The following is a 21,277-nucleotide window of genomic DNA, read 5'->3' as shown; positions in this document are numbered from 1 at the left end:
GGGCTCAAGTCAGTGGCTATTGAGGCAGATCGGTGGCAAGTAGGGTATCGATGACTTCGTACAGCTCCTTATAGCGAAGCGGCTTGGTGATGTAAGCGTTGCATCCGGCCAGCCGGGTTTTTTCCCGGTCTTCTTTCATGGCCATGGCGGTCAGCGCGATCACCGGGATAGCGGCTGTCTGGGCATCGCCCTTGAGCAGCGAGGTTGCCGCCAGGCCGTCCATGCCTGGTAGCTGGATGTCCATCAGTATGAGTTGCGGCTGGTCGTTGCGGGCCAGGGCCAAGCCGGTCTCCGCGTCCCTGGCGCACAGTACGCTGTGGCCGGCCTGGGTCAACAGCAGGCAGGCCAGGCGCATATTGGCGGCGTTGTCTTCGACGATCAGGATTTTGGCCATGTGGCCTCCACGCGGGCGGCACGTCGGATCGGCAACCACACCACGAAGCGCGCACCAAAGCCTTTGCGGCTTGACACGGCAACACTGCCGCCATGCAACTCGCTCAATTGCTTGACCATGGCCAGGCCGAGCCCGGTACCTTCGAATTTGCGCGCCAGGCTGCTGTCGATCTGGGTGAAGGCCTTGAACAGTTTGGGCATGTCATCCTGGGCAATGCCGATACCGGTATCGCTTACGCTCAGTTCGATGAACCGCTCGAAGCCCGCAGCTGGCGGGGGGCCGCTGTACACCGGCCAGTCACCTTCGATCGAGCCTACCTGGTGGCGCTCGACTTCGCGCACGGCCAGGGTCACGGTGGCGCCCGGGGTGCTGAACTTCACGGCATTGGCCAGCAGGTTGTAGACGATTTGTTTGGTCTTGCGCAGGTCCAGCGCCAAGCGGCCTACCTGGATGTCGGCGGCCAGCTTGAGCTGAATGCGTTGGGCCGCGGCTTTTTCCCGGACGATCAGCAAGCTGTTACTTAACAGGCCTTCGAGCTCGACCGCTTCGAGCTCCAGTTCCATCATGCCGGCTTCGACCTTGGACAGGTCGAGGATGTCGTTGATCAGCGAGAGCAGATGTTGACCGCTGGTGAAGATATCGCCGATGTACTCGCGCTGGGTATCGCTCATGTCCCCCACCAGGCCGTCTTTGAGCGCCTCGGAAAAGCCGATCACCGCATTCAACGGGGTGCGCAGTTCATGGGACATGGTGGCGAGAAATTCAGACTTCATATGGCTGGCGTGTTCCAGCTCGATGTTCTTTTCTTCCAGGGTGCGTTCAAAACGCTTGCGCTCGGTGACATCGCGCGCCGCAGCGAATACACCTTGTAGCTGGTCATCGCGGTTATGAAAGGTCGCGGCGTTATAGGACACCACTGTTTCGCTGCCATTGTGGGCCCGGACGGTCAGCTCGTAGTCGCTGACTTTGTGCTCCATCAGCACCTGTTTGATGGCGGCTTCGGCCCGGGCCGGGTCGGTGAAGAAGTTTTTGCACGGCGCGCCGATCAGCTCGGCGCGGGTACGCCCGGTCAGGGCCAGCATCTGTTGATTGACGTCGGAGATGATCCCGTGGGGGTCGGTCATCATCAGCGCGTCGATGTTCGACTCGATCAACGAGCGGGTATAAAACTGCTGGTCGCGCAGGCGTTGGTCGAGCAGCGCCTGGGTGGCTTCTTCGAGTTTACGCGCGGTATTGTCGGTGCCGATCAGCAGGTAGCCGATGATCGCTTCGCTACTGTCGCGTAGGGAAGTGACCGACACCATCGCCGAGAGTCGGCTGCCGTCCTTGCGGATGTAGGTCAGCTCATAGATATCTTCGATACCGCGCGAAGCCTTAAATACCAGCGCTTCGAAGCCGGGTGTGATGGGTTCGCCCAACTCCAGGCTCAGGGCCGCGGCGCGGGTGATCAATTCGGCAGGGTCGGAGATGTCGGCGGGGGTGATCAGGTTGACTACGTCTTGGGCCTGGTAACCGAGCATGCGCTCGGCGCCGACGTTGAAGATCTGGATGACGCCTTTTTCGTCGGTGGCGATGCTGGAAAAATACGCGCTGTTGAAGATCGCGTCCTGCAACGCGCCAGTTTTGAGCAGGGTTTTTTGCCGGCGAAACTCGACGATTTTTGCTGCCCGCGATTGCGATTCCGCAGGGGGGGTGTCTATGGGCTGTTTATCCACTGTTGTGGCCTCGGTTGCGATGCCGGTCAGGTGCTCTTATTTAGCACCCAGTGGTAGTCACACGAAGCGTCGTGGACTTTATTTACCATAGCAGATTGGTTTCAGTTCCGAGGCGCTATAAACAATCCTTTTCGGCCTTCTAGGCATCAACTAAGCCCTGCGTTGAGACAGGGCTTAGTGGGTGGGTTAGATCACGGTGAAACCGTGGGTGCCGTCTCGGCCGAGTTGTTCGACCAGCCCGTATTCCCAATCGAGGTAGGCTTGCATCGCCGCCACGGGCGCGTTGGTGCCCTCATAAGGGCGCTGGTAGCGGTCGGTGCGCGGCACGGCCAGGCGTGTTTCGCCCTGTTCTACCGGCTGGCCGGCGTCTAGCCAGGCCGTGGTGCCGCCGCGCAGGACAAATACGGGTTTACCAGTCAGGGCCTCGACTTCGGCCACCGCGTAGCGCGCCAGCAGGCTACTGCCGCAGGTCAGTACATAGCGCTCGGCGCTGGGAATGGCCGCCAAGCCTTGGCGCAGCTGGCTACGCAGCAGCCACCAAGCCCCGGGTATGTGCCGGGCCACGTACTGGGCGCTGCTGGTGAAGTCCAGTACCTGGACCTGGCCTTGCGCCTGCCATTGCACCAGGGTCTCGACCTCGATGGCTTCAAACGCGCTAGGGGCGGGCACCGGTGGCTGCCAGGGGCCGCGCTCACTAAAGGCCGATGCCGCGACGGGCTCCAGCACACAGACCTCCCAACCCAATTGCGCCAACCACGAGCCAGTCATGTTGGCGCGCACGCCGTCGTCATCCACCAGCACCAGCCGAGCACCGCGCACGCTGGCGTAGTGGTCCGTCTCTTGCACCAGTTGGCCGCCGGGGGTCGAGCGGGCTTGGGGTAGGTGGCCGGCTTCGTATTCAGCGGGCGTGCGCACATCGAACAGGTAAGTGGTGCGCTGCGGCTCTTGGCCCCAGCGCTGGTAATCCGCCAGGCTGGCCGTTGCTACACCGGCGCGCGCGGCCACGCGTTGGGCATCGGCACGGGCCTGCTCGAGGGTGGTCGCGCTGACGTCGCCGAACTGCCGCGCCTGGCCGTGTTCCAGGGCCTGGCCGGCCAGGGTCCAGCCGATGGTGCCATTGCGCAGCGCACTGATGGGGTTGGGCAGGCCGGCATTGACCAGCGACTGCGTGCCGATGATGCTGCGGGTCCGCCCAGCGCAGTTGACGATGATCCGCGTGCTTGGGTCCGGGGCCAGTTCGCGGGCCCGCAGCACCAGTTCGGCACCGGGCACGCTGACCGAGCCGGGAATGCTCATGGTTTGATATTCATCGAAGCGCCGGGCGTCGAGCACCACCATGTCAGCCTGCTGGTCCAGCAGCGCCTGGACCTCTTCGGCGGCCAGGGACGGGGTATGCCGCTGGCTCTCGACCAACTCGCCAAACGCCTTGCTCGGCACATTGACGTCGATGAACAATTCTCCGCCGGCCTTGGCCCAACCCTCGAGGCCGCCGCTGAGCAACGCCACGTCGCTGTAGCCCAATGCCTGCAGGCGCTCGGCGGCGCGTTGCGCCAGGCCTTCGCCGTTGTCATAGAGGGTCACGGCGGTATCGCGGCGGGGGATCCGTGCGAACACTTCAATTTCCAGTTTCGACAACGGGATGTTCACCGCGAACAATGGGTGCCCTTGGGCGTAAGGCGCTTCTTCGCGGACGTCGACCAGCGCGAGCTCTGCGCGGGCCAGCAATGCCTGGCGGATGTCTTGGGGGGAGCGAGTGTTTGAGGTCATGGGGCAGGGTGCTCTTTAGACAGGTCCCAGATGTTCGGGAGGGTGCGGTTGGAGTAACCGGAAATAAACGACTTTTCGACGCCCTCAGGGCTATACACCGCGCGGCGTACTGCGCCGATGTTGGCGCCGTAGACATGAATGCTGATGGAGACTTGGTCGTCGTGGGCGTTGCGTACCTGGTGAATATCATTGTGGTTGGGCGTCAGGGCTTCGACTTGGCCCGGGCGCAACAACAGGGCGGGGCCGTCTTCGCGCAATTGGCCGTCGCTGTCCCACTGGTAGCCTTGGGAATATTCGCTGCCGCGCAGCATGCCGATCAGGCCCCATACCCGGTGGTCATGGATCGGCGTGCGTTGGCCCGGCCCCCAGACAAAACTGACCAGGCTGAAGCGCTGCCGTGAATCCACATGCAGCAGGTATTGCTGATAGTGCTCGGGGTGCGGCTGGGCATAGGCATCTGGCAACCAATCATCATGGCTGACTAACTGCCCTAGCATTTGGCTGCCACGGTGCTGGCGGTCGCCATCGCGAGGGGCGGCGTCGAGCAGCTCGGCGAAAGCGCCAATAAACGCACGCAGCCGTTCAGGGTGTGGGGTGGCGCTCATCAGGGGGCTCCGTTGAGTTCTAATATCCAATTAAAGCATTAAGATTAATCCTTATATGCAATTAAATAATAATTAGCTTATGCCTATAAGTGATTTCCAACGCCTTCGTGCGCCGTGCCCCTGACATCGCGCGGTGCTTGAGCTACATTCTTTCCATCATGAGAAGCCGCGAGGGCTGAGCGTGCTGCAAGTATTGGCGATCACGGCCCCTATCTTCATCATCATCGCGCTAGGCTATTGGGCGGCCCGCTTGGGCCTGTTAAGCCTGGAGCAGATCCGCGGCATTGGCATTTTTGTCATTACCTTCGCGTTACCGGCCTTGGTGATCAAGGCGTTGGCCCAGCGCCCGATTGGCGAAGTGCTCAACCCCCACTACCTGATGGCCTACGCGGGCGCATCTATGGCCAGTTTCGGCGCCGGGTTCTACTGGTTTCGGCGCATGCGCGGGGCTGATCTGCAAAGCAGTGCGATTGCCGCCATGGGCATGTCGGTGTCCAACAGTGCCTACATCGGGTACCCGGTAGCGGTGATGGCGGCGGGAGCCCCGGCGGTGGTTGCCTTGGCCTTGGGTATGCTGGTGGAGAACCTGTTGATGGTGCCATTGGCCCTGGCGCTGGCGGAAATCGGCCGCCAACCTGGCGCGTCGAGCCTGGGCTTGGTATTGGGCACCTTGAAACGCTTGGGTAAAAACCCCCTGATCGTGTCCATCAGCCTTGGGCTGTGCCTGTCGTTATTACAGGTGCCGTTGCCGGTGCCGGTGTTCAAAGTCATCGACATGCTCTCCATGGCCTCGGCGCCTGCGGCGTTGTTCGTCATCGGCGGAGTGCTGTACAGCACGCGGGTGCGCGGTCAGTTCAATGAAATCGCGATCATCGGCACGGGTAAGCTGCTGGTGCACCCGTTATTACTCGGCTTGGGCTTTTTGATCGTGGGCGATATCGAACCGGCGATGATGCTCGCCGGCTTGATTCTGGCGGCGGCGCCGATGATGAGCGTCTACCCGATTTTGGGCCAGCGCTACGGCCAGGAAGGGCGCTGTGCAGCGGCGCTGGTGTTAACCACCTTGACCTCATTCTTTACCCTGAGTGCTTTGTTGGTCATTGCGCGCTGGTGAGGCGCGCCTGGGCTAGGGAGGGCGGGAAAATGTTTGCAGAACACACCATAGGCGCGTTCCGAATAAAACTTTTGAAACATATTCCCGCTGTGTGGTGCTTAGGTTTTACCCCTAGGATCGACTTCCCTAGTCATTCAAGATCGTACATGAACGCCCTATCGGTACCCCCCGGCAACTCCCCTCGCTGTACCTCCCCATCGACCTGCCTGAGTAACCTGCCATGGAATGGATAGCCGACCCCACGGCCTGGCTAGGCTTGGCCACGCTTATCGTGCTGGAACTGGTACTGGGTATCGACAACCTGGTGTTTATCGCAATCCTCGCCGACAAACTACCGCCGCACCAGCGCGACCGTGCGCGGGTGCTGGGTTTATCTTTGGCGCTGATTATGCGTCTGGGCTTGCTGGCCAGTATTTCGTGGATCGTGACCCTCACCGAGCCCTTGTTCGAGGTGTTCGACAAGTCCTTCTCCGGGCGCGACCTGATCATGCTGTTCGGCGGTGTGTTCCTGCTGTTCAAAGCCACCATGGAACTTCACGAACGCCTTGAAGGCCATGTAGTGCAAAGCACCGGGCCGACCCGCTATGCAGCGTTCTGGCCGATCGTGGCGCAAATTGTTGTGCTGGATGCGGTGTTCTCCATGGACGCGGTGATCACGGCTGTCGGTATGGTCGATGACCTGGCCGTGATGATGATCGCTGTGATCTTCTCCATTGGCCTGATGATCGTGGCCAGCAAACCGTTGACCCGCTTCGTCAACGAACACCCGACCGTGATCATGCTGTGCCTGGGCTTCTTGATGATGATCGGCTTCAGCCTGACTGCTGAAGGCCTGGGTTTTCATATTCCCAAGGGGTATCTGTATGCGGCCATCGGCTTCTCGATCCTGATCGAGCTGTTCAATCAGCTGGCCCGTCGCCGCCGTCGGCATAAAGAGACTGACCGGCCGTTGCGTGAGCGTACCGCCCATGCCGTGCTGCGCCTGCTCGGTGGCCAGAGGCTGGCAGCCGACGAGGTGGGCGAGGAGATCGCCGACATGCTCGACACCGCAAGTGATGCCCCGCCTGTGCTGTTCGACCGCCGTGAGCGGGTGATGATCAGTGGCGTGCTGGCGCTGGCTGAGCGTCCGATCCGCGCCATCATGACCGTGCGCACGGCCATCGACCATATCGACCTGGCTGATTCGCCCGAGGCGATCCGCGCGGCCTTGATGCACTCTTCGTACTCGCGTTTGCCGCTGATCCGCGACGGCCGTATCGACGAGCCTTTGGGCTTCGTGCACAAAAAGGAACTGCTCAAGGAGCTGCTGGCCGGTAACGAGCCAGACCTGGCCGGCCTGGCTCGCCGCGCGATCAACCTGCTCGACAGCTTCAGCATTCTTAATGCGTTGGAGCAGATGCGCGCACAGTCCACCCACATTGCCTTTGTGGTCAACGAGTTCGGCGACTTCGTCGGTATCTTGAGCATGACCGACATTCTCGAGTCGATCGCCGGCCAACTCCCCGACGCCAGCGAAGTCGAAGGCCCAGGCATCGAGCCCCAGGGCGATGGCTTTCTGGTCAGTGGTGCCTTGAACCTTAGCCAGTTGCAAGGGCGCATCGGTTTCGCCGCACCCGCTACCGACGACTACCAGACCCTCGCCGGCCTGGTGATGAGCCTGCTAGATCGCTTACCCAGCCAGGGCGACACCCTACGCTGGGAGGATTGGCAACTGACCGTGGTAGCCGTGCAGGAGCGGCGGGTGCGCCAGGTGCTGATGGGGCGGGTTAGCGACTAGCGCTTTGGCGGCGCTGTCGGGCCAGGTGTCGACTGCCTTCAAGGATCAGCACCAGCACGGCGAGCCAGATTGGCAGGTAGGTCAGCCACTGATCGGCGCTGATGCTCTCGCCCAGCAACAGCGCCACCGCCACCAGCAACACCGGCTCGACGTAACTGAGCAGGCCGAACAGGCTGAACGCCAGCAGCCGGCTGGCAAGTACGTAGCAGACCAACGCCAGCGCGCTGATCAGGCCCAACAGGGGGATCAGCCCATAGAGTGCTGGGTGCGCGGCCAGGCCTGCGCTCGACATCGGGCCAGTCAGCACGAACGCCGCCGCGACAGGGATCATCAGGGCCATGTCGACCCACAGGCCACCCAAGTGATCAGTGCCGCATGCTCGGCGAATAATGAAGTAAAACGGATAAGCCCCGGCCACCAATAGGGTTTCCCAGGCGAAGCTGCCGTGCACCAGTAGCTCGTGGCCCACACCTACGGCTGCGCAGGCTACGGCTATCTTTTGCAAGCGCGACAAGCGCTCGCCATAGACCCAGCGGCCGGTCAATACCATGCTCAGGGGCAGCAAGAAGTAGCCCATGGACACTTCCAGGCTGCGCCCGTGCAGCGGCGCCCAGAGGAACACCCACAGCTGCAAGCCCAGCAAGGTGGCGGTGGCAATGCAGCCCAGCCACAACAGCGGCTGGGCGGGCAAACGTCGCAGTAGTGAGGCTATCAGGGGCCAATCGCCGCTAAAGCAGAGGAACAGGCTGACACAGGGTAAGGTCAGGAGCATGCGCCAGCCGAAAATTTCCTCGCCATCCATGGGCGCGAGCCAGGCCGTGAGGTAGTACATGCAGGCGAACAACGTCGATGCCATAACTGATAACAGGATGCCTTTACTCAAGGGTACCTCGCCACACGGGCCAACAAAGGGCGCCATAATCGCAGCCGCTATGGCGTATGCACAGCGGTTTTGCTGACTATTTCGAACGCGCCGCCAGGGCTTCGACGAAGGCTGGGCCCGGCATGGGTTTGGCGAACAGGTAGCCTTGCAGATAATCGACCTGACGCGCGACCAGGTAGTCGCGCTGCGCCTCGGTTTCGACCCCTTCGGCGACGATTTGCAGGCTCAGCTTGTTCGAGAGGTCGATGATGCTGTCCAGGATATGCCCGGACAGCGCGTCACCGCCGATCATGCCGACAAAGCTTTGGTCGATCTTGAGGATATCTACCTTGAACTCACGCAAATAGCCGAGGCTGGAGTGGCCCGTGCCGAAGTCGTCGATGGCGATCAACACCCCCAGGCGGTGCAGGTGTTCGAACAGCTGGTGAGTTTGCGCTGTGGGCTCAAGCAATTCACGTTCGGTGAGCTCTAGCACCAGTAACACCGAGCCGGCGGGGAAGGCGTCGAGGAACCCCCGGCAGTCGTCCAGCAGACCCGGTGCCTGGCAATGTTTGGCCGTGATGTTGAAGCCGATGTGCAGCGGGGTGCTGAACTGCGCCGCCAGGGGCGCCAGTTGCCGGGCGGCCTGGCGCATGATCAGGCGGGTCATGGGGATGATCAAGCCGCAATCCTCGGCAAACGGGATGAACAGGTCTGGACGCACCAAACCGTCACGCGGGTGCCGCCAGCGCATCAACACCTCAGCACCGGCCCACTGCAGGTCGGGGCCACGCACCACTGGCTGAAAAAAAGCTTCGAACTCTTCGGCGTGCAGCGCCCGTTGTAATTCCTGACGCGGCGAATGGGTGCGCTTGAGCAGCCAGTTACAGGCCAGACCGGCCGACGCACCGAGAAATGCCAGCAGGCCGAACAAAGCCAGGTAACGTTCGCGGATAAGCTGCCAGGTAGCCCCCTCGGCGAACCCGCTGTGCAGGCTTAAGCCATAGCGGTTAGACAAAACCTGCACGGGCGCCAAGGCAAAACGCGGCAAAGGCCCGCTGTGCACCTGGCCCTGCTGGTCTAGCCAACGGGGGCCGACTTGCAATGCCAGTTCCTGGCCACGGCCGATCATGCGCAACGCGTTGCTCAGGTGGTAACCGTCGAGGCTGGCCAACGCGCTGCGCGGCCCCACCGCCTCTCGGTACACCAGCAGGGCCTGGCCTGGGGTGACGGCATTGCCAGGCATCAACCAAAGGCGCCCGTCGACATAATCCGCCGGGTCGACCACCTCGCTAAACGGGCCAAATAGGGAGCTGCAATACAGCCGGTCGGCGTAGGCCAGGTTCACCGAGCGCACGAACGGGCCGCGGGTGACTTGGTCGCGCAGGGGCAGTTGGGTTTCTGTGCAGGGGTTGCCCGCCAGTGGCACCACTTCGCGGGCCGCCTGGGCGACGCTGTCGAGCATGAGGTCCAGTTGTTCGACCGCCTCGGTGGCGGTTTGCAGCGCCTCGCTGTGCAAGGCCTGGCCGGCTTGCCAGTGCATAATTGCGACGCCTAAGACCAACGGAACGGCGGCCGCCAGCCACGGCAAGCCGCGCGGTGGCAAAGGAGAGGTGAGGGGCATAGGCGTCCTGGCTAGCGATATCCTGTCTTGGGATCCATTCTAGCCGTATTTTTTGGATAATGGCCAACCCTGCTGGCCCGCATGGGGCTCACGGGGTTTGGCGCTGGGCCACCAGGCGCGGAATAAACTTCACCACAGGGGCCAACGAGCGATCGGACGCCTGACAAATACGGTTGCGGCCGTTTTGCTTGGCGATGTACAACGCCTCGTCGGCGCCTTCTACCAGGCTGATCGCCGCACGCGTGAGGGGGACTTTGCCGGCGTACACGCCACCGCTTACCGTCACGTTGCCCAGCGGGCTGCCTTGGTGTTCCAGTTGGGCATTGCTGACCGTGGTGCGGATCAACTCAGCCACTTTCACGGCACCGGCCAAGTCGGTGTCGGGTAACAGCACCACGAACTCTTCGCCGCCGTAGCGCGCCACCAGGTCGGCGGGGCGGCGCACGCATTGGCGGATCAACTGGGCCACCTGGCGTAGGCAGGCATCACCGCTGACATGGCCGTAGGTGTCGTTGTAGGGCTTGAAAAAGTCGATATCCAGCACGATCACCGCCAGGGGCAAGGCGCTGCGTGCGGTACGCGCGAATTCGGTTTCCAGGGTGGTATCGAATTTACGGCGGTTGGCCAGCCCGGTCAGGCTGTCCGATTGCGCCAGGCGTTCCAGCTCGGCGTAGGCGACCACCAGTTGTTTCTGGGATTGCTCGCGGCGGCGGATCTGCCGCGCCAGCACTGAACCAAGCAGGGCGAACGCGACGATCATGGCGCCCGACAGCAACACGTTACGCGAGGCTTCTAGGCGCCACGGCGCGAGAATCGACTCCTGCGAAAGCCCCGCGGCCACCACCAGCGGGAAACGTGCGGAGTCGGTATAGCCGTATAGGCGCGTCACACCGTCGACCATCGAGGTAATCATGACCGCTCCTTGCCGGGCTATTGGCAGGTGGCGGCTGAACAGCTCGCCGCCCGCCACGTTGTCCTGGGTCGATGTCGGGATGGACGGCATACGCACCAGCACCGTGCCATCGCGCAGGGCGAGGGTGATCGCGCCTTTGTCATCCAGGGTCAAACGCTGCATGAAGGCTTCGAAGTAACTGACCGGGATGGTGGCTAGAACCACACCGGCAAAGCTGCCATCGGCGTTCTGTAGGCGGCGGCTGACCGGCACCACGCGCTCGCCACTGGTGCGGCTGATGATCGCCGCGCCGATGTGCACGTCCATATCGGTATGGTCGCGGTGATGGGCAAAATACTCCCGCGAGGCATCAACCCCGGGGTTGTTCTGACTGCTATTGGACGTGGTGACCGCCCGGCCATCTGCGGTGTAAATGTACAGGCCCTGCAGCCCTGTGAATGAGGTTACGTGGCGCTGCATCAGACGGTGCAAGCGCTCGTTGCTCAAACCCGCCAGGCCGTTTTCGTCGACCCGCTCAGCCAGCTCGATCAGCAGCGTATCGGCTTGTTGGATCGCGTCCTCAGCCTGACGGCCGACGGCGCTGGCCAGGTTACCAACGGCCACCTCGGCGTTGTCCAACTGAACCTGCTTGGCGTTCTGGGTCAGCCAGAAAGTCACCGTCAGCAACAAAAACGACACAAAAGCAATGAGTGCCACGAGGCGCCGAAGAATGCTCCGGACCTCAACTGCTTGATTATTATGGGTTTGTGGCATCGACTTCACCGTCAATAAAATGGTGTTGTCTAAGCCTATGGAATTATCGTGCCACTATTAAAATATTACTTCTTGTTTTGCGAGTGCCCCAGTGCGCGGCCCGATGATTTGTCGGGCCGCGCACCGGGGGCCGCCAGGGTTTAGACCACTTCGCCTTTATCCCACAACCGCACCAATTCACTTGGGGCGCTGTTTTCCGGAACCTTGATAATGCGTTTTTCAGCTTGATCCTTAAGCCGATAACTCAGTTCGATCTGGTAGAAACGCTGATCGCCACGCCCAGCGTTACCTGTCTCGGCCGCCAGAGGCATGCACCCGGACAACAGCGAGCAGATCTGCGAACGCTGCTGCGGGTCACATTGGGCGAATTCGATTTCACGCGGCCGGGTCAGCGCCTGGATGGCAGCGACGCCGCCCTGGCGAGATACGCGCACGATGGCGTCTTCGCCCAGTTCCGGAAACTCGTTCATATGTAGGCCTACCTTGGTTTGACCCCAACCTGTTCCCAGGCCTTGGCGATAGCCTCGGCGACTCTGGGTTCGGCGCTGAAGCGGGATTTTGCGTTAGTGATAGTCAGGCCGGCGAAATCGCTGAACTCGGCGACATTGCTCAGGCGTTTATCGCACAGCGTGTCGTACCAAACTTGCCCAGCGCGTGCCCAGGCAAACCCACCGATGGCCAAGGATGCCAGGTAGAAAGCGCGGTTGGGAATGCCCGAATTCAAATGCACGCCGCCGTTGTCGTCCTGGGTATCGATGTAGTCATCCATATGCGCTGGCTGTGGGTCTTTACCCAGTACCGGGTCGTCATACGCCGTGCCGGGGTTGGCCATCGAGCGCAGGGCCACGCCCTTGACTTGGTCGGTCAGCAGGTCGGCGCCGATCAACCAGTCGGCCTGGTCAGCAGTTTGCTCCTGCACAAATTGCTGGGTCAGGGCGCCGAATACATCTGACATCGATTCGTTTAACGCGCCTGACTGGTAAGCATAGACCAAGCCGGCCTCGCTTTCGGTGACGCCATGGGCCAGTTCGTGGGCGATCACGTCCAGCGACAGGGTGAAGCGGTTGAAAATCTCCCCATCGCCATCACCGAAGACCATCTGCGCGCCATCCCAGAAGGCGTTCTGGTAGTCCTTGTCGTAATGCACGGTGCCGACCAAGGCAAAGCCGCGATTGTCTATGGAATCGCGGCCATAAATACGCCAGAAGAAGTCATGGGTGGCCCCGAGGGCGTCATAGGCCTCGTCGACCGCTGGGTCGCCGCTGGCGCGCTGGCCCTCGGCACGCACTAATTTCCCCGGCAGTTGGGTGCCGTTCTGGGCATCGTGCACGCTGCGGCGCAGTTCTCCAGCGGGGCCGCGTTCGGCCACGGCCGCCTGCCGGGGCAGGGCGGTGGGTGGCCCGGGGTTATGTCGTAAGCTGTTGACGTGGCGTAGGGTGCCGGAGGCTTTGGCACGCTGCGGTTCGCTGCCGTTAGCGATCAGGTGCTTGAGGATATAGGGCGGGATAAAACCACGGTAGTGGGCGGTGCCAGGCATCGGTGCCTCCTTTGCGCGCTGCTGGTGGGCTTGTTTGTTAAACCCGTGATACAGGTCTGAGCCCTGGTTGGCCATTGGGTTCCCGCAGACACCTTTGCTTGTGTCACTCGCCGGCGCTGCAACGATAGGCGCTGACTATTGAAGGCGATAGCAGGCACCCAGGATGCGCCTTTGCTAAGCTGCAAGCTCCAGGCGCGTAAGCGCGCGGCCTGGACCCCCAATGACAAGAGAGCCGCCCCATGAAAACCGTCGCCCAGGTGTTAAAACTCAAGGCCGCCCAAAACCACGCCGTGCACAGCGTTACCCCAGGGCACATGGTGTTGGATGCAATTAAACTGATGGCGGAGAAAAACGTCGGTGCGCTGTTGGTCATGGAAGCCGATCGGTTGTTAGGCATCGTCAGTGAGCGCGATTACGCGCGCAAGATGGTCCTTAAAGGGCGCTCGTCGGTGGGCACACCTGTCAGCGCGATCATGACCGCGCCCGTGCGGACGGTCAGCCCGGCACAAACCATCGAGGCCTGCATGGCGATCATGACCGACAGCCATTTGCGCCACCTGCCCGTGGTGGACGAGGACGGCACGTTGCTCGGCCTGCTGTCGATCGGTGACTTGGTCAAAGAGGCGATCGCCGAACAGGCCGCCCTGATCAAACAGTTAGAAGCCTATATTCGCGGCGACTAATAAGCGCATTACACCGCCAGGTCGGCGAAGCTATAGCCATTGCGGCCGCGCCGTTTAGCCTGATACATGGCCGCATCGGCGCTGGCCAACAGGGCCTCGGGGCCGGCCGGGCTGTCGGCAGGGCACAGCACGATCCCCGCGCTGGTGCCGATGGTGACGCTGCCTTCGCTCAAGCAAAACGGCGTGTGCAGGGCCTGGCAGATGCTTTCGGCGATCCGGCTGCAGATGCTGCTGTCAGGCACGCCATTGGCTAGCACTACGAATTCATCCCCCGCCAGGCGGCAGACAAAATCATCCCGGCGCACGGTGTCACGCAAACGCTGCGCCACTTGTTTGAGCAGTTCATCGCCCGCCTCATGGCCGTGTTTATCGTTAACCGCTTTGAAGCCGTCCAGGTCCATGAAAAAAATCGCAAACGGCGCCCGCGCGCCATGGGCGGGCGCCAGGGCCTGGTCTAGGCGCCCCTGCAATGCGCGCCGGTTCGGCAGGTTGGTGAGGGGGTCGAGCATGGCTTGGTCGTGCATCAGGCGTTCGGCGCGTTTTCGCTCGGTGATGTCCTGGGACATGATGTAAAAACCGATGACCTCACCGTTAAGCACCTCAGGAATGTAGGAGGCGCTCCAGACGCGCTCTTGCTCCAGGCTGTAACAGACGTTGTCCAGCGAGACCCGCTCGCCGCTCAGCGCCTGCCGGAAGTAGGGTAGCAACTCAGCATACAGCTCAGGGCGCAGCACGCGCGCCAGTGGCTGGCCACGCAGGCTGGCGGGGTCCACACCAAAGATTTGCCGGTAAACCTCGTTATTGAAGCGGTAGCACAGGTCACGGTCGACCTGCGCAATCAGAATCGGCATATTGTCGGTGATGGTCTGCAGGGTTTCACGGCTGCGTTCGAGGTCGGCGGTGCGTTGTTGCACGCGCCGCTCGAGTTCAGCCTGATAGTCGTTGAGCATCGCTTCGCTTTGCTTGCGCGCGTTGATGTCCTGCACCACCAGAATGTAATGCAACGGCTCGGACTGATGGTCGCGTACCAGCGATACGCTGATGCTGACCCACAACAGCGCACCGTTGCGGTGAATGTAGCGCTTCTCCAGGGAATAGCTATCCCTGGCGCCCCCCAACAGTTCGGCCACCAGCGCCAGGTCAGGGGCCAGGTCGTCGGGGTGGGTCAGTGCCTGGAAGGTGGTGCTTTGCAGCGCCTGGGCCGAGTAACCGACGATCTCGCAAAGCATAGGGTTGACCTCGACGAAACGCCCTTGCAAGTCGACGATCGCGGTACCCGTGGGGGTTTGCTGAAATATGGTGGAAAAGCGCGCTTCGCTGAGCACCAGCGCGCGGTGGCTATGCTCTTGCACCTGTTGGGTGTCCCGCGCGGCTTCGCGTTGGATCAGCTCGCGCTCGGCCATGCGTGCCAGGTCGGTGAGGGCTGATTCTTCCGCTGACGTCAGCGCGCGCGGCTGGGTGTCGAGCGCGCAGAGTGTGCCGAGCACCAGGCCCTCACTGGAGCGCAAGGGTACGCCCGCGTAAAAACGAATGTGCGGGTCGCCTAATACCAGTGGGTTGTCATTGAAACGCAAGTCGTCGAGCGCATCTTCCACCTGCAGCAGTTGCGTGCCGCCCAGGGCGTGGGCACAAAAACTGACGTCGCGCGAGGTTTCGCAGGCGTTCAACCCGACCCTTGACTTGAACCATTGGCGCTGGTCGTCAACCAGAGACACCAAGGCGATAGGGACGTGCAACACCTGGGCCACTAGGCGAGTAATGCGGTCGAAGCTTTCCTCCGGCGGTGTATCTAACACCGCCAGGCTGCGTAACAGGCGTAAACGGGCGTCTTCGTTAGCAGGAATGGGCGCGGTCAGCATGCAACGTTCTCGATCAAGGCGGGAGGCTCTCTGGGCTCTGGGTAGCGCCCCAGGGAATGAGTCAGTGTCTTATGTGACGATCATCTTGTAACGCATCTATTCGCGATGCAATGATTTAGCCATAAGCCCGGCCAACACCCGCCATGGGTAGGTATCGGTGGCCAGCACCGCTGCGCAGCCCTCTTCGTGCTCGAAGGGGCGACCGGCATTGTAGGGCCATTGCCGCCAGCCACAGCTGGCGCATTGCAGGTGGTCGGCAATCAACACCCAGCGTTGGTTGAAGGCTTGCATTTCTTCACTCATTGGGCCCCTCCACAGGACGCCGAACTTCAGACGATTTGGGTCAAGCGGTAACTGCTGACCAAGCGTTTATATTCTTGCATTTCGCGCGCGACGCGTTCCCCGATCTGTGCGGGGGTCAAACTAACCGGCTTGAGCGACAAATCTTTTTGCAACTGACTGAATTGAGCGGTGGCTTGGGCGGCGCTGACCTTCTTGACCAGGGCCTGGTGAGCGCCGCTACTGAGGTTGGCGGGCGCGAACCAGCCGTACCAACCGCCGATGTCGAGGTCTTGCACACCTTGTTCGACGAACGTCGCGACGTTGGGTAAAGCGGCCATGCGTTCTTTACCGCTTACGGCAAGGATGCGCACCGCTGGGTCGAGCAAGGATCCGTTTGAGCCAGCCACCACGATACCCGCGGCCAGTGAAGCGCTTTTAAGATCGCTGGCCAACGGGTTGACGGAACTGTAGGACTGAGGCCTGAGGGCGACCTCTTTGGTACGCGCCAGCATCAGGGTGATCAGGTGTCCCTGGGAGCCATACAGGGTGAAACCCAAGTCGCGGTAATCGGGGTTCAGCCTGACCCACGCGAGGTATTGATCAACGCTTTTTACTTGCGTGGGTACGGCAGGGCCAACCACCAAAGCGTAGCAATAGTCGCCCAGCGCCGCGATGGGGGTGAAGTCGGTCAGGGGCGCATAGCCCAGGGAGCGATACATACTCGGAAACAGCACCATGGGCGCCGACTGGACGTGCAGCAGCGTGGCACCGTCAGCATTGGCACGCTTGACCCGTTCGGCAGCCTGTAGCGTATTGCGTGAATCGACGGTGTCGAGTTCGTAATAGGTGTCGAATTGGCTGTCAAGGACCCCCAGTAAACCCTTGGCCAAACGTTCGCCGGTGCTGCCGGTCGGCAGCCCGAACACCAGCCGACCGGTTTGGTTACGGGGCTGAGCCTGGCCCAGGCTAGGGTACGCCGAGGCCAGGAGAAGGGCTCCGCCACCGCCGATAAAAGTGCGTCGATTGATCATGCTGCACCACCTGACCGCAAGCCATGGGCCTTCATGCGATTTGACTCAAGCCATAGCTCGACACCAGCTTGCGGTATTCTTGCATCTCGTTGCTCATGCGCTGGCGTATGGCCGCGGGGCTGATGGGGGCCTGGGTCAGGAGTAAGCTTTTTTGCAAGGCCGTGAAGTCTTCGGTCGCTTGCAGCGCCCGCAGGCGCTCCTGCCACGCCGTCGCCGTGGCGGCGGGCAAATTGGCGGGAGCGAACCAGCCGTACCAGCCTTTGATATCCAGGTTAGGCACCCCTGACTCGGCAAAGGTGGGCGCATCCAGGCCGTTCAGGCGTTGGTTGCCGGTGATGGCTAATGTACGAAAACCTTCCATTGGCATACGCGGGGTGGAACCGGCGATGGTCACGGCGGCCGCCAGGGATTGGCTACGCAGGTCGCCCATCAAAGAGTCGACGGTTTTGTAAGACTGCGGGCGAATGGCGATCTCTTTGCTGCGCCCCAGGATCAAGCTGACCAAGTGGCTTTGCGAGCCATACAGGGTAAAGCCGATGTCTCGGTAGTCAGGGTTGCTTTTGACCCAGCTGAGGTATTGATCGACGGTCTTTACCTGGGCCGGTACGGCGGGGCCGACGGTCAAGGCAAAGGCGTACTCACCCATTACGGCCAAGGGGGTGAAATCGGTCAAGGGGTCGTACCCTAAGCTGCGATAGACGCTGGGGAACAACACCATGGAGCCGGACTGGGCCTGTAGCAGAGTGCTGCCGTCGGGCGCTGCCTTTTTGACGGTGTTGCTCGCCTGCTGGGTATTCTGCGCGTCGATAATGTCCAACCGGTAGTCGGTGGCGAATTGCTTCGCCAGGATATTCAGTGCGCCCCCTGCCAGGATATTGCCGACGGCACCTTGGGGTAGGCCGAACACCAGGCGCCCGCCGGATGCAGGGGCCGCGCCCGCCCAAGCGGGCAGCGCCGCTCCCGCCATTAACAGGCTGGTGGTGGCGAGAAAATGTCTGCGGGTGATCATGATGTGACTCCTTTCAAGGCCTTACCGGCGGTCCTTTTTATGTGCTGCGGGCAGTTATGAAACGCTTTGTCAAAGTATAGCCAGGCGGTGCCAACGTGCTGGGAACCTTGGGTGTCAGTCCAGCCTGTCGATGTCGTAAGTTTTTACCAGGGCGGCATAGCGTGCCGTCTGTTGGCGGATACGCTCGAGCAGGGCTTCAGGTGTCAACTCCAGTGGCATCACCAACAGGTCTCGTTGCAAGGCACTGAATGCCGGGGCCGTTTGCATGCGCCGCACACCCTCGCGCAGGTTAGTCAGAATCGGCAGCGGGGTAGCGGACGGGGCGAACCAGGCATACCACGGCGCCATGTCCATATCGCTGACACCCTGTTCCTGCAAGCTGGGTATGTTGGGCCAATAGCTCAAGCGCTTGGCCGAGGTGACCCCCAGTGAACGCAATTTGCCGCTAGTCCACCACTCAGGCTTGCCGTTCCCGGCCGCCGTGAACCCAGCCAGCAGGGCGCCGCTGGCGAGGTCGTTGAGCATCGCTGCCGAACCCTTGTAAGGCTGCGGGCGGGTGCTCATGCCCAGTGAGCGGCCGAGCATCAGCGTCGCCAGGTGGCCTTCGGAGCCGTAAATAGAAAATCCGATCTCCCGCAGGTCGGCGTTCTTCAGCAGCCAGGTGTGGAACTGCTCAAGGTTGGTCACTTGCGGCGGTACCAGCGGACCTACGGTCAGCGACAACGCCACCTCACCGACAGTACCCAGTGAGGTGAAGTCCTGGATCGGGTCATAGCCCAGCTTTTTATAGACATTGGGTAGCAGGCACATGGATGTCGAGTGCGCCTGCAGCAGGGTGTGGCCGTTAGGCATGGAATTCTTGACGTCTTCAAGGGCCTGGCGAGTGTTGCGTGCGTCGACGTTTTGCAGCACATATTGCAAGTCGCTGGTGTCGGCGAGGACGCGCAGGGCCCCTTGCGCCAACTGGCTACCGAGGGCGCCGGGCGGATAGCCAAAGATCAACCGCTTGACGTTATCGCGCGAGGGTTCGGCCATGGCTTTCGTACCCAGCAACAGGAGGCTGGAACCGAGTAGAAAGTGCCTGCGGTTTATCATTAGGGTGTCCTTTGGATCGGCGCGAAGCGGGTGTGGGCAACTCGCTACTACTGAATTTATCGGGAGCGGCCGCAGAAACTGAAGGCATGGCGATGGACGGTTGGCCTCTCAAAGCGCCCACCAGCCCCTTCGCCAGCCGATTAGCCGCGTAGTTCGGCGATTAGCAACTGCCAGACCCGTTTCAATGTTTGTTCAGCCAGGCTTTGCGGCGCGGCCTGGAGCTGGATGACACCGCGAATGCGCAGGGGCAGGGCCGTGGAGTCACTATTTTCGACACTGAAGTTGACCCGGTGCTGAGCCGCCACCGGCACCGAGCGGCCCTTGTCGTCGGCCTGGGTGGCGATGGGCCCACCGTAGCGTGAGCTCAGGCTGTCCGGGTTGATGAATTCGCTGGCACTGTTATCCAGGCTGGTCAGGCGCACCCGGGCGCTGGCTAAGCTGGCCTCATCGCTGACAAAACGGCCTTCGGCACCCAGGCGCAGGCGCGGCAGGTCTTTTTCATTGACGAAGCCGCTGGCATCTTGCACGTCGCCATGCAGCAAACGGCCCAGGGTCTGATTCGGTTTGACCCATTGCCCAGGTTGCAGGTTGACCGGGACGTCGACCAATACACCGTCTTGCGGCGCGCGCCACTCCAGCAAGGTGGCGCGTTCGGCCAAACCGTCGAGATCGGCACGGGCTTGCAACTGCTGCTGCCGCAATACAATGGCCTCGGCCCGGTCTCGGCTGTCGCCGCCAATGCGGTCGAGGCGTTCGCTGGCGATGGTCAGATTCAGTTGGGCAGTGGCGCGTTTGCTCTCCAGCTCCGGCGAGTAAAAATGTGCGACGACCTGGCCTTTGCTCACGCTGCTCCCCGGCGGCACCCGCCAGGCCTCAATACGGGCGTTCTCGGGTGCCTGAATCGGTGTTTGCTCGCCCCAGCCAAGCATGGCAGGCACCTCGACGCGGCGGTCCAGGGGCAGGAAGAACAGCAGGATCAACGCCGCCCCGCCGATGCCCAGGCCTATGCGCCGCCGCCGTTGCACACGCGGCCCCAGCGACCAGCCGTGCTGCAAGACCCGCCAGATACGCCGCCCAACGAACTGCCACAGGGCATACAGCAACAGCACTACCCCGGCGCTTTTGAACAGGGTTTTGTAGGCCAGCCAGGCGATGCCGCAACTGAGCAAAATCTGGTAGCACCACACGCCTGTGCCATACACCAGAAAAAACGCCGCGCGGCCCCTCGATGCAGGCTCCGGCGGCGGCTCCACCGGCCCGAGCAAGGCGCGGCCCAGCAGCCACTGGTTATAGGCCAGCGCCCGCGGTTGCAGATTGTCCATACGCAACGCATCGCTGAAAAAATAGTAGCCGTCGAAGCGAGCCAGCGGGTTGAGGTTGACCAGTAGGCTGGTCAACCAACTCGAGGTGGCGACCACAAACGCCACACTGCGCGCCGTGCCTTCGGGCAACACCGCCCAGGCCAGGGTCGCCAGGCCGGCGACAAAGGTTTCGGCCAGCACGCCGCCGGCGGCTATCCAGAGGCGCTGGCGATGGTCATTGAGGCGGGCGACATCCCCCAGTTCCGTGTACAGCATGGGCATGCCCATGAAGATCGACACGCCCATGCTGCCGACTCGGCAGCCGTGGATGATCGCCATATAGGCGTGGCCCAGCTCGTGCAATATTTTCAAACCTATCAAGGCCACGCCATAGCCCAGCAGGCCCGAGAGGGAAAAAAACTCACTGAACGTGCTGACGAATTGGTCCCACTGACGCGTCGTCAGATAGAGCCCCAGTACCGTTAGTAGCGCCCACACACCCACTACCCAGCGGTGCCCAATGGCTTGCACTGTTGGCGCGAAATAGTTGATCAGCGGATGCGGGTTCCACAACGGCAAGCGGAACGCCATCAGCCGATTAATCCCGCCGCGCACGCCACTGCCACGTTGTTTGGCGGCTTGTTCGGTCAGTGCCTGGCGCGCCTGGCGGCCGCTGTTACGTAGCAAGTGATGCTGGTTGAGAAAGCGCAGCAAGCCGTCCAGATGCTCTTCGTCGAGGGTTGCATCGCGCTGGCGCAACGCATCGCGCAGGGTGCCGACCGTGGCGCTCGACCACAGCGCGAGCAAGGCCACGTCGTCCTCGCCAATCAGAAAGAAGCGGTGCTGCAAAGGATCGTACAGGCGCCAACGGGCAATACCCTCGGCGCTCGGCGTGGCGCTTTCCATTTGCAGGTCCTGGCGCAGGGGCGGCAACACGGCTTTGTCGTCGAGCATAC

General features: G+C 61.7%; 18 protein-coding genes. 3 read left to right on the top strand and 15 right to left on the bottom strand.

The features are described from left to right. Window positions 1–16 precede the first annotated feature (16 nt). The 4 genes from QCL65_RS14525 to QCL65_RS14510 form a co-directional block, all read right to left on the bottom strand. The gene (locus QCL65_RS14525) at window positions 17–394 is read right to left on the bottom strand and encodes a response regulator (RefSeq protein WP_407309761.1); all 378 of its coding nucleotides are present in this window, start codon (window positions 392–394) and stop codon (window positions 17–19) included. Then, the gene (locus QCL65_RS14520; protein WP_407309759.1) at window positions 379–2,109 is read right to left on the bottom strand and encodes a PAS domain S-box protein; all 1,731 of its coding nucleotides are present in this window, start codon (window positions 2,107–2,109) and stop codon (window positions 379–381) included. The genes QCL65_RS14525 and QCL65_RS14520 overlap by 16 nt, the downstream gene beginning before the upstream one ends. Before the next feature lie 186 nt (window positions 2,110–2,295). Beyond that, complete coding sequence (locus QCL65_RS14515) at window positions 2,296–3,876, bottom strand: rhodanese homology domain-containing protein (protein ID WP_407309757.1); 1,581 nt, start codon at window positions 3,874–3,876, stop codon at window positions 2,296–2,298. Further along, window positions 3,873–4,481, bottom strand: a complete 609-nt coding sequence (locus tag QCL65_RS14510) for a cysteine dioxygenase (protein ID WP_407309755.1) — start codon at window positions 4,479–4,481, stop codon at window positions 3,873–3,875. Before QCL65_RS14510 ends, QCL65_RS14515 begins: the two co-directional genes overlap by 4 nt. Before the next feature lie 181 nt (window positions 4,482–4,662). On the opposite strand from QCL65_RS14510, the gene QCL65_RS14505 reads away from it, so the two are divergent. Next, window positions 4,663–5,595, top strand: a complete 933-nt coding sequence (locus tag QCL65_RS14505) for an AEC family transporter (RefSeq protein ID WP_407309753.1) — start codon at window positions 4,663–4,665, stop codon at window positions 5,593–5,595. Between the two features lie 220 nt (window positions 5,596–5,815). Beyond that, window positions 5,816–7,372: a TerC family protein gene (locus tag QCL65_RS14500; RefSeq protein WP_407309751.1), complete on the top strand. Its 1,557-nt coding sequence runs from the start codon at window positions 5,816–5,818 to the stop codon at window positions 7,370–7,372. Here the strand turns inward: QCL65_RS14500 and rarD are convergent. The 5 genes from rarD to QCL65_RS14475 all read right to left on the bottom strand — a co-directional run bounded on the left by rarD (window position 7,362) and on the right by QCL65_RS14475 (window position 13,061). Beyond that, window positions 7,362–8,255: an EamA family transporter RarD gene (gene rarD / locus QCL65_RS14495; protein ID WP_407309749.1), complete on the bottom strand. Its 894-nt coding sequence runs from the start codon at window positions 8,253–8,255 to the stop codon at window positions 7,362–7,364. The two genes, QCL65_RS14500 and rarD, sit on opposite strands and share 11 nt — an antisense overlap. Before the next feature lie 76 nt (window positions 8,256–8,331). Further along, the gene (locus tag QCL65_RS14490; RefSeq protein WP_407309747.1) at window positions 8,332–9,858 is read right to left on the bottom strand and encodes an EAL domain-containing protein; all 1,527 of its coding nucleotides are present in this window, start codon (window positions 9,856–9,858) and stop codon (window positions 8,332–8,334) included. 88 nt (window positions 9,859–9,946) lie between these two features. Then, window positions 9,947–11,467 (bottom strand): diguanylate cyclase, encoded by a 1,521-nt coding sequence (locus tag QCL65_RS14485; protein WP_407309745.1) that lies wholly within the window; start codon window positions 11,465–11,467, stop codon window positions 9,947–9,949. Window positions 11,468–11,664: 197 nt separating this feature from the next. Continuing rightward, window positions 11,665–11,994, bottom strand: coding sequence for a protealysin inhibitor emfourin (locus tag QCL65_RS14480; RefSeq protein WP_407309743.1), 330 nt, complete (start codon window positions 11,992–11,994; stop codon window positions 11,665–11,667). A gap of 8 nt (window positions 11,995–12,002) precedes the next feature. Then, window positions 12,003–13,061, bottom strand: a complete 1,059-nt coding sequence (locus QCL65_RS14475; RefSeq protein WP_407309741.1) for a M4 family metallopeptidase — start codon at window positions 13,059–13,061, stop codon at window positions 12,003–12,005. Window positions 13,062–13,300: 239 nt separating this feature from the next. Here QCL65_RS14475 and QCL65_RS14470 point away from each other — a divergent pair, with 239 nt between their 5' ends. Beyond that, on the top strand, window positions 13,301–13,744 hold the full coding sequence (locus QCL65_RS14470; protein WP_407309739.1) for a CBS domain-containing protein: 444 nt from the start codon (window positions 13,301–13,303) through the stop codon (window positions 13,742–13,744). A gap of 8 nt (window positions 13,745–13,752) precedes the next feature. Here the strand turns inward: QCL65_RS14470 and QCL65_RS14465 are convergent, their stop codons facing one another. The 6 genes from QCL65_RS14465 to QCL65_RS14440 form a co-directional block, all read right to left on the bottom strand. After that, window positions 13,753–15,603 (bottom strand): diguanylate cyclase domain-containing protein, encoded by a 1,851-nt coding sequence (locus tag QCL65_RS14465; protein WP_407309737.1) that lies wholly within the window; start codon window positions 15,601–15,603, stop codon window positions 13,753–13,755. A 96-nt stretch (window positions 15,604–15,699) separates the two neighbouring features. Next, window positions 15,700–15,906 (bottom strand): hypothetical protein, encoded by a 207-nt coding sequence (locus QCL65_RS14460; RefSeq protein WP_407309735.1) that lies wholly within the window; start codon window positions 15,904–15,906, stop codon window positions 15,700–15,702. A 26-nt stretch (window positions 15,907–15,932) separates the two neighbouring features. Next, window positions 15,933–16,916, bottom strand: coding sequence for a tripartite tricarboxylate transporter substrate-binding protein (locus tag QCL65_RS14455; RefSeq protein WP_407309733.1), 984 nt, complete (start codon window positions 16,914–16,916; stop codon window positions 15,933–15,935). A 31-nt stretch (window positions 16,917–16,947) separates the two neighbouring features. Beyond that, on the bottom strand, window positions 16,948–17,925 hold the full coding sequence (locus tag QCL65_RS14450; protein ID WP_407309731.1) for a tripartite tricarboxylate transporter substrate-binding protein: 978 nt from the start codon (window positions 17,923–17,925) through the stop codon (window positions 16,948–16,950). 114 nt (window positions 17,926–18,039) lie between these two features. Then, window positions 18,040–18,960: a Bug family tripartite tricarboxylate transporter substrate binding protein gene (locus QCL65_RS14445; RefSeq protein ID WP_407309729.1), complete on the bottom strand. Its 921-nt coding sequence runs from the start codon at window positions 18,958–18,960 to the stop codon at window positions 18,040–18,042. A 200-nt stretch (window positions 18,961–19,160) separates the two neighbouring features. Then, window positions 19,161–21,275: an HlyD family efflux transporter periplasmic adaptor subunit gene (locus QCL65_RS14440; protein ID WP_407309727.1), complete on the bottom strand. Its 2,115-nt coding sequence runs from the start codon at window positions 21,273–21,275 to the stop codon at window positions 19,161–19,163. Between the last annotated feature and the right edge of the window lie 2 nt (window positions 21,276–21,277).

The organism is Pseudomonas sp. nanlin1 (assembly GCF_045571515.1).
In the GTDB taxonomy this organism is placed as follows: Bacteria; Pseudomonadota; Gammaproteobacteria; order Pseudomonadales; family Pseudomonadaceae; genus Aquipseudomonas.
This window is presented reverse-complemented; position numbering and strand designations above follow the sequence as displayed.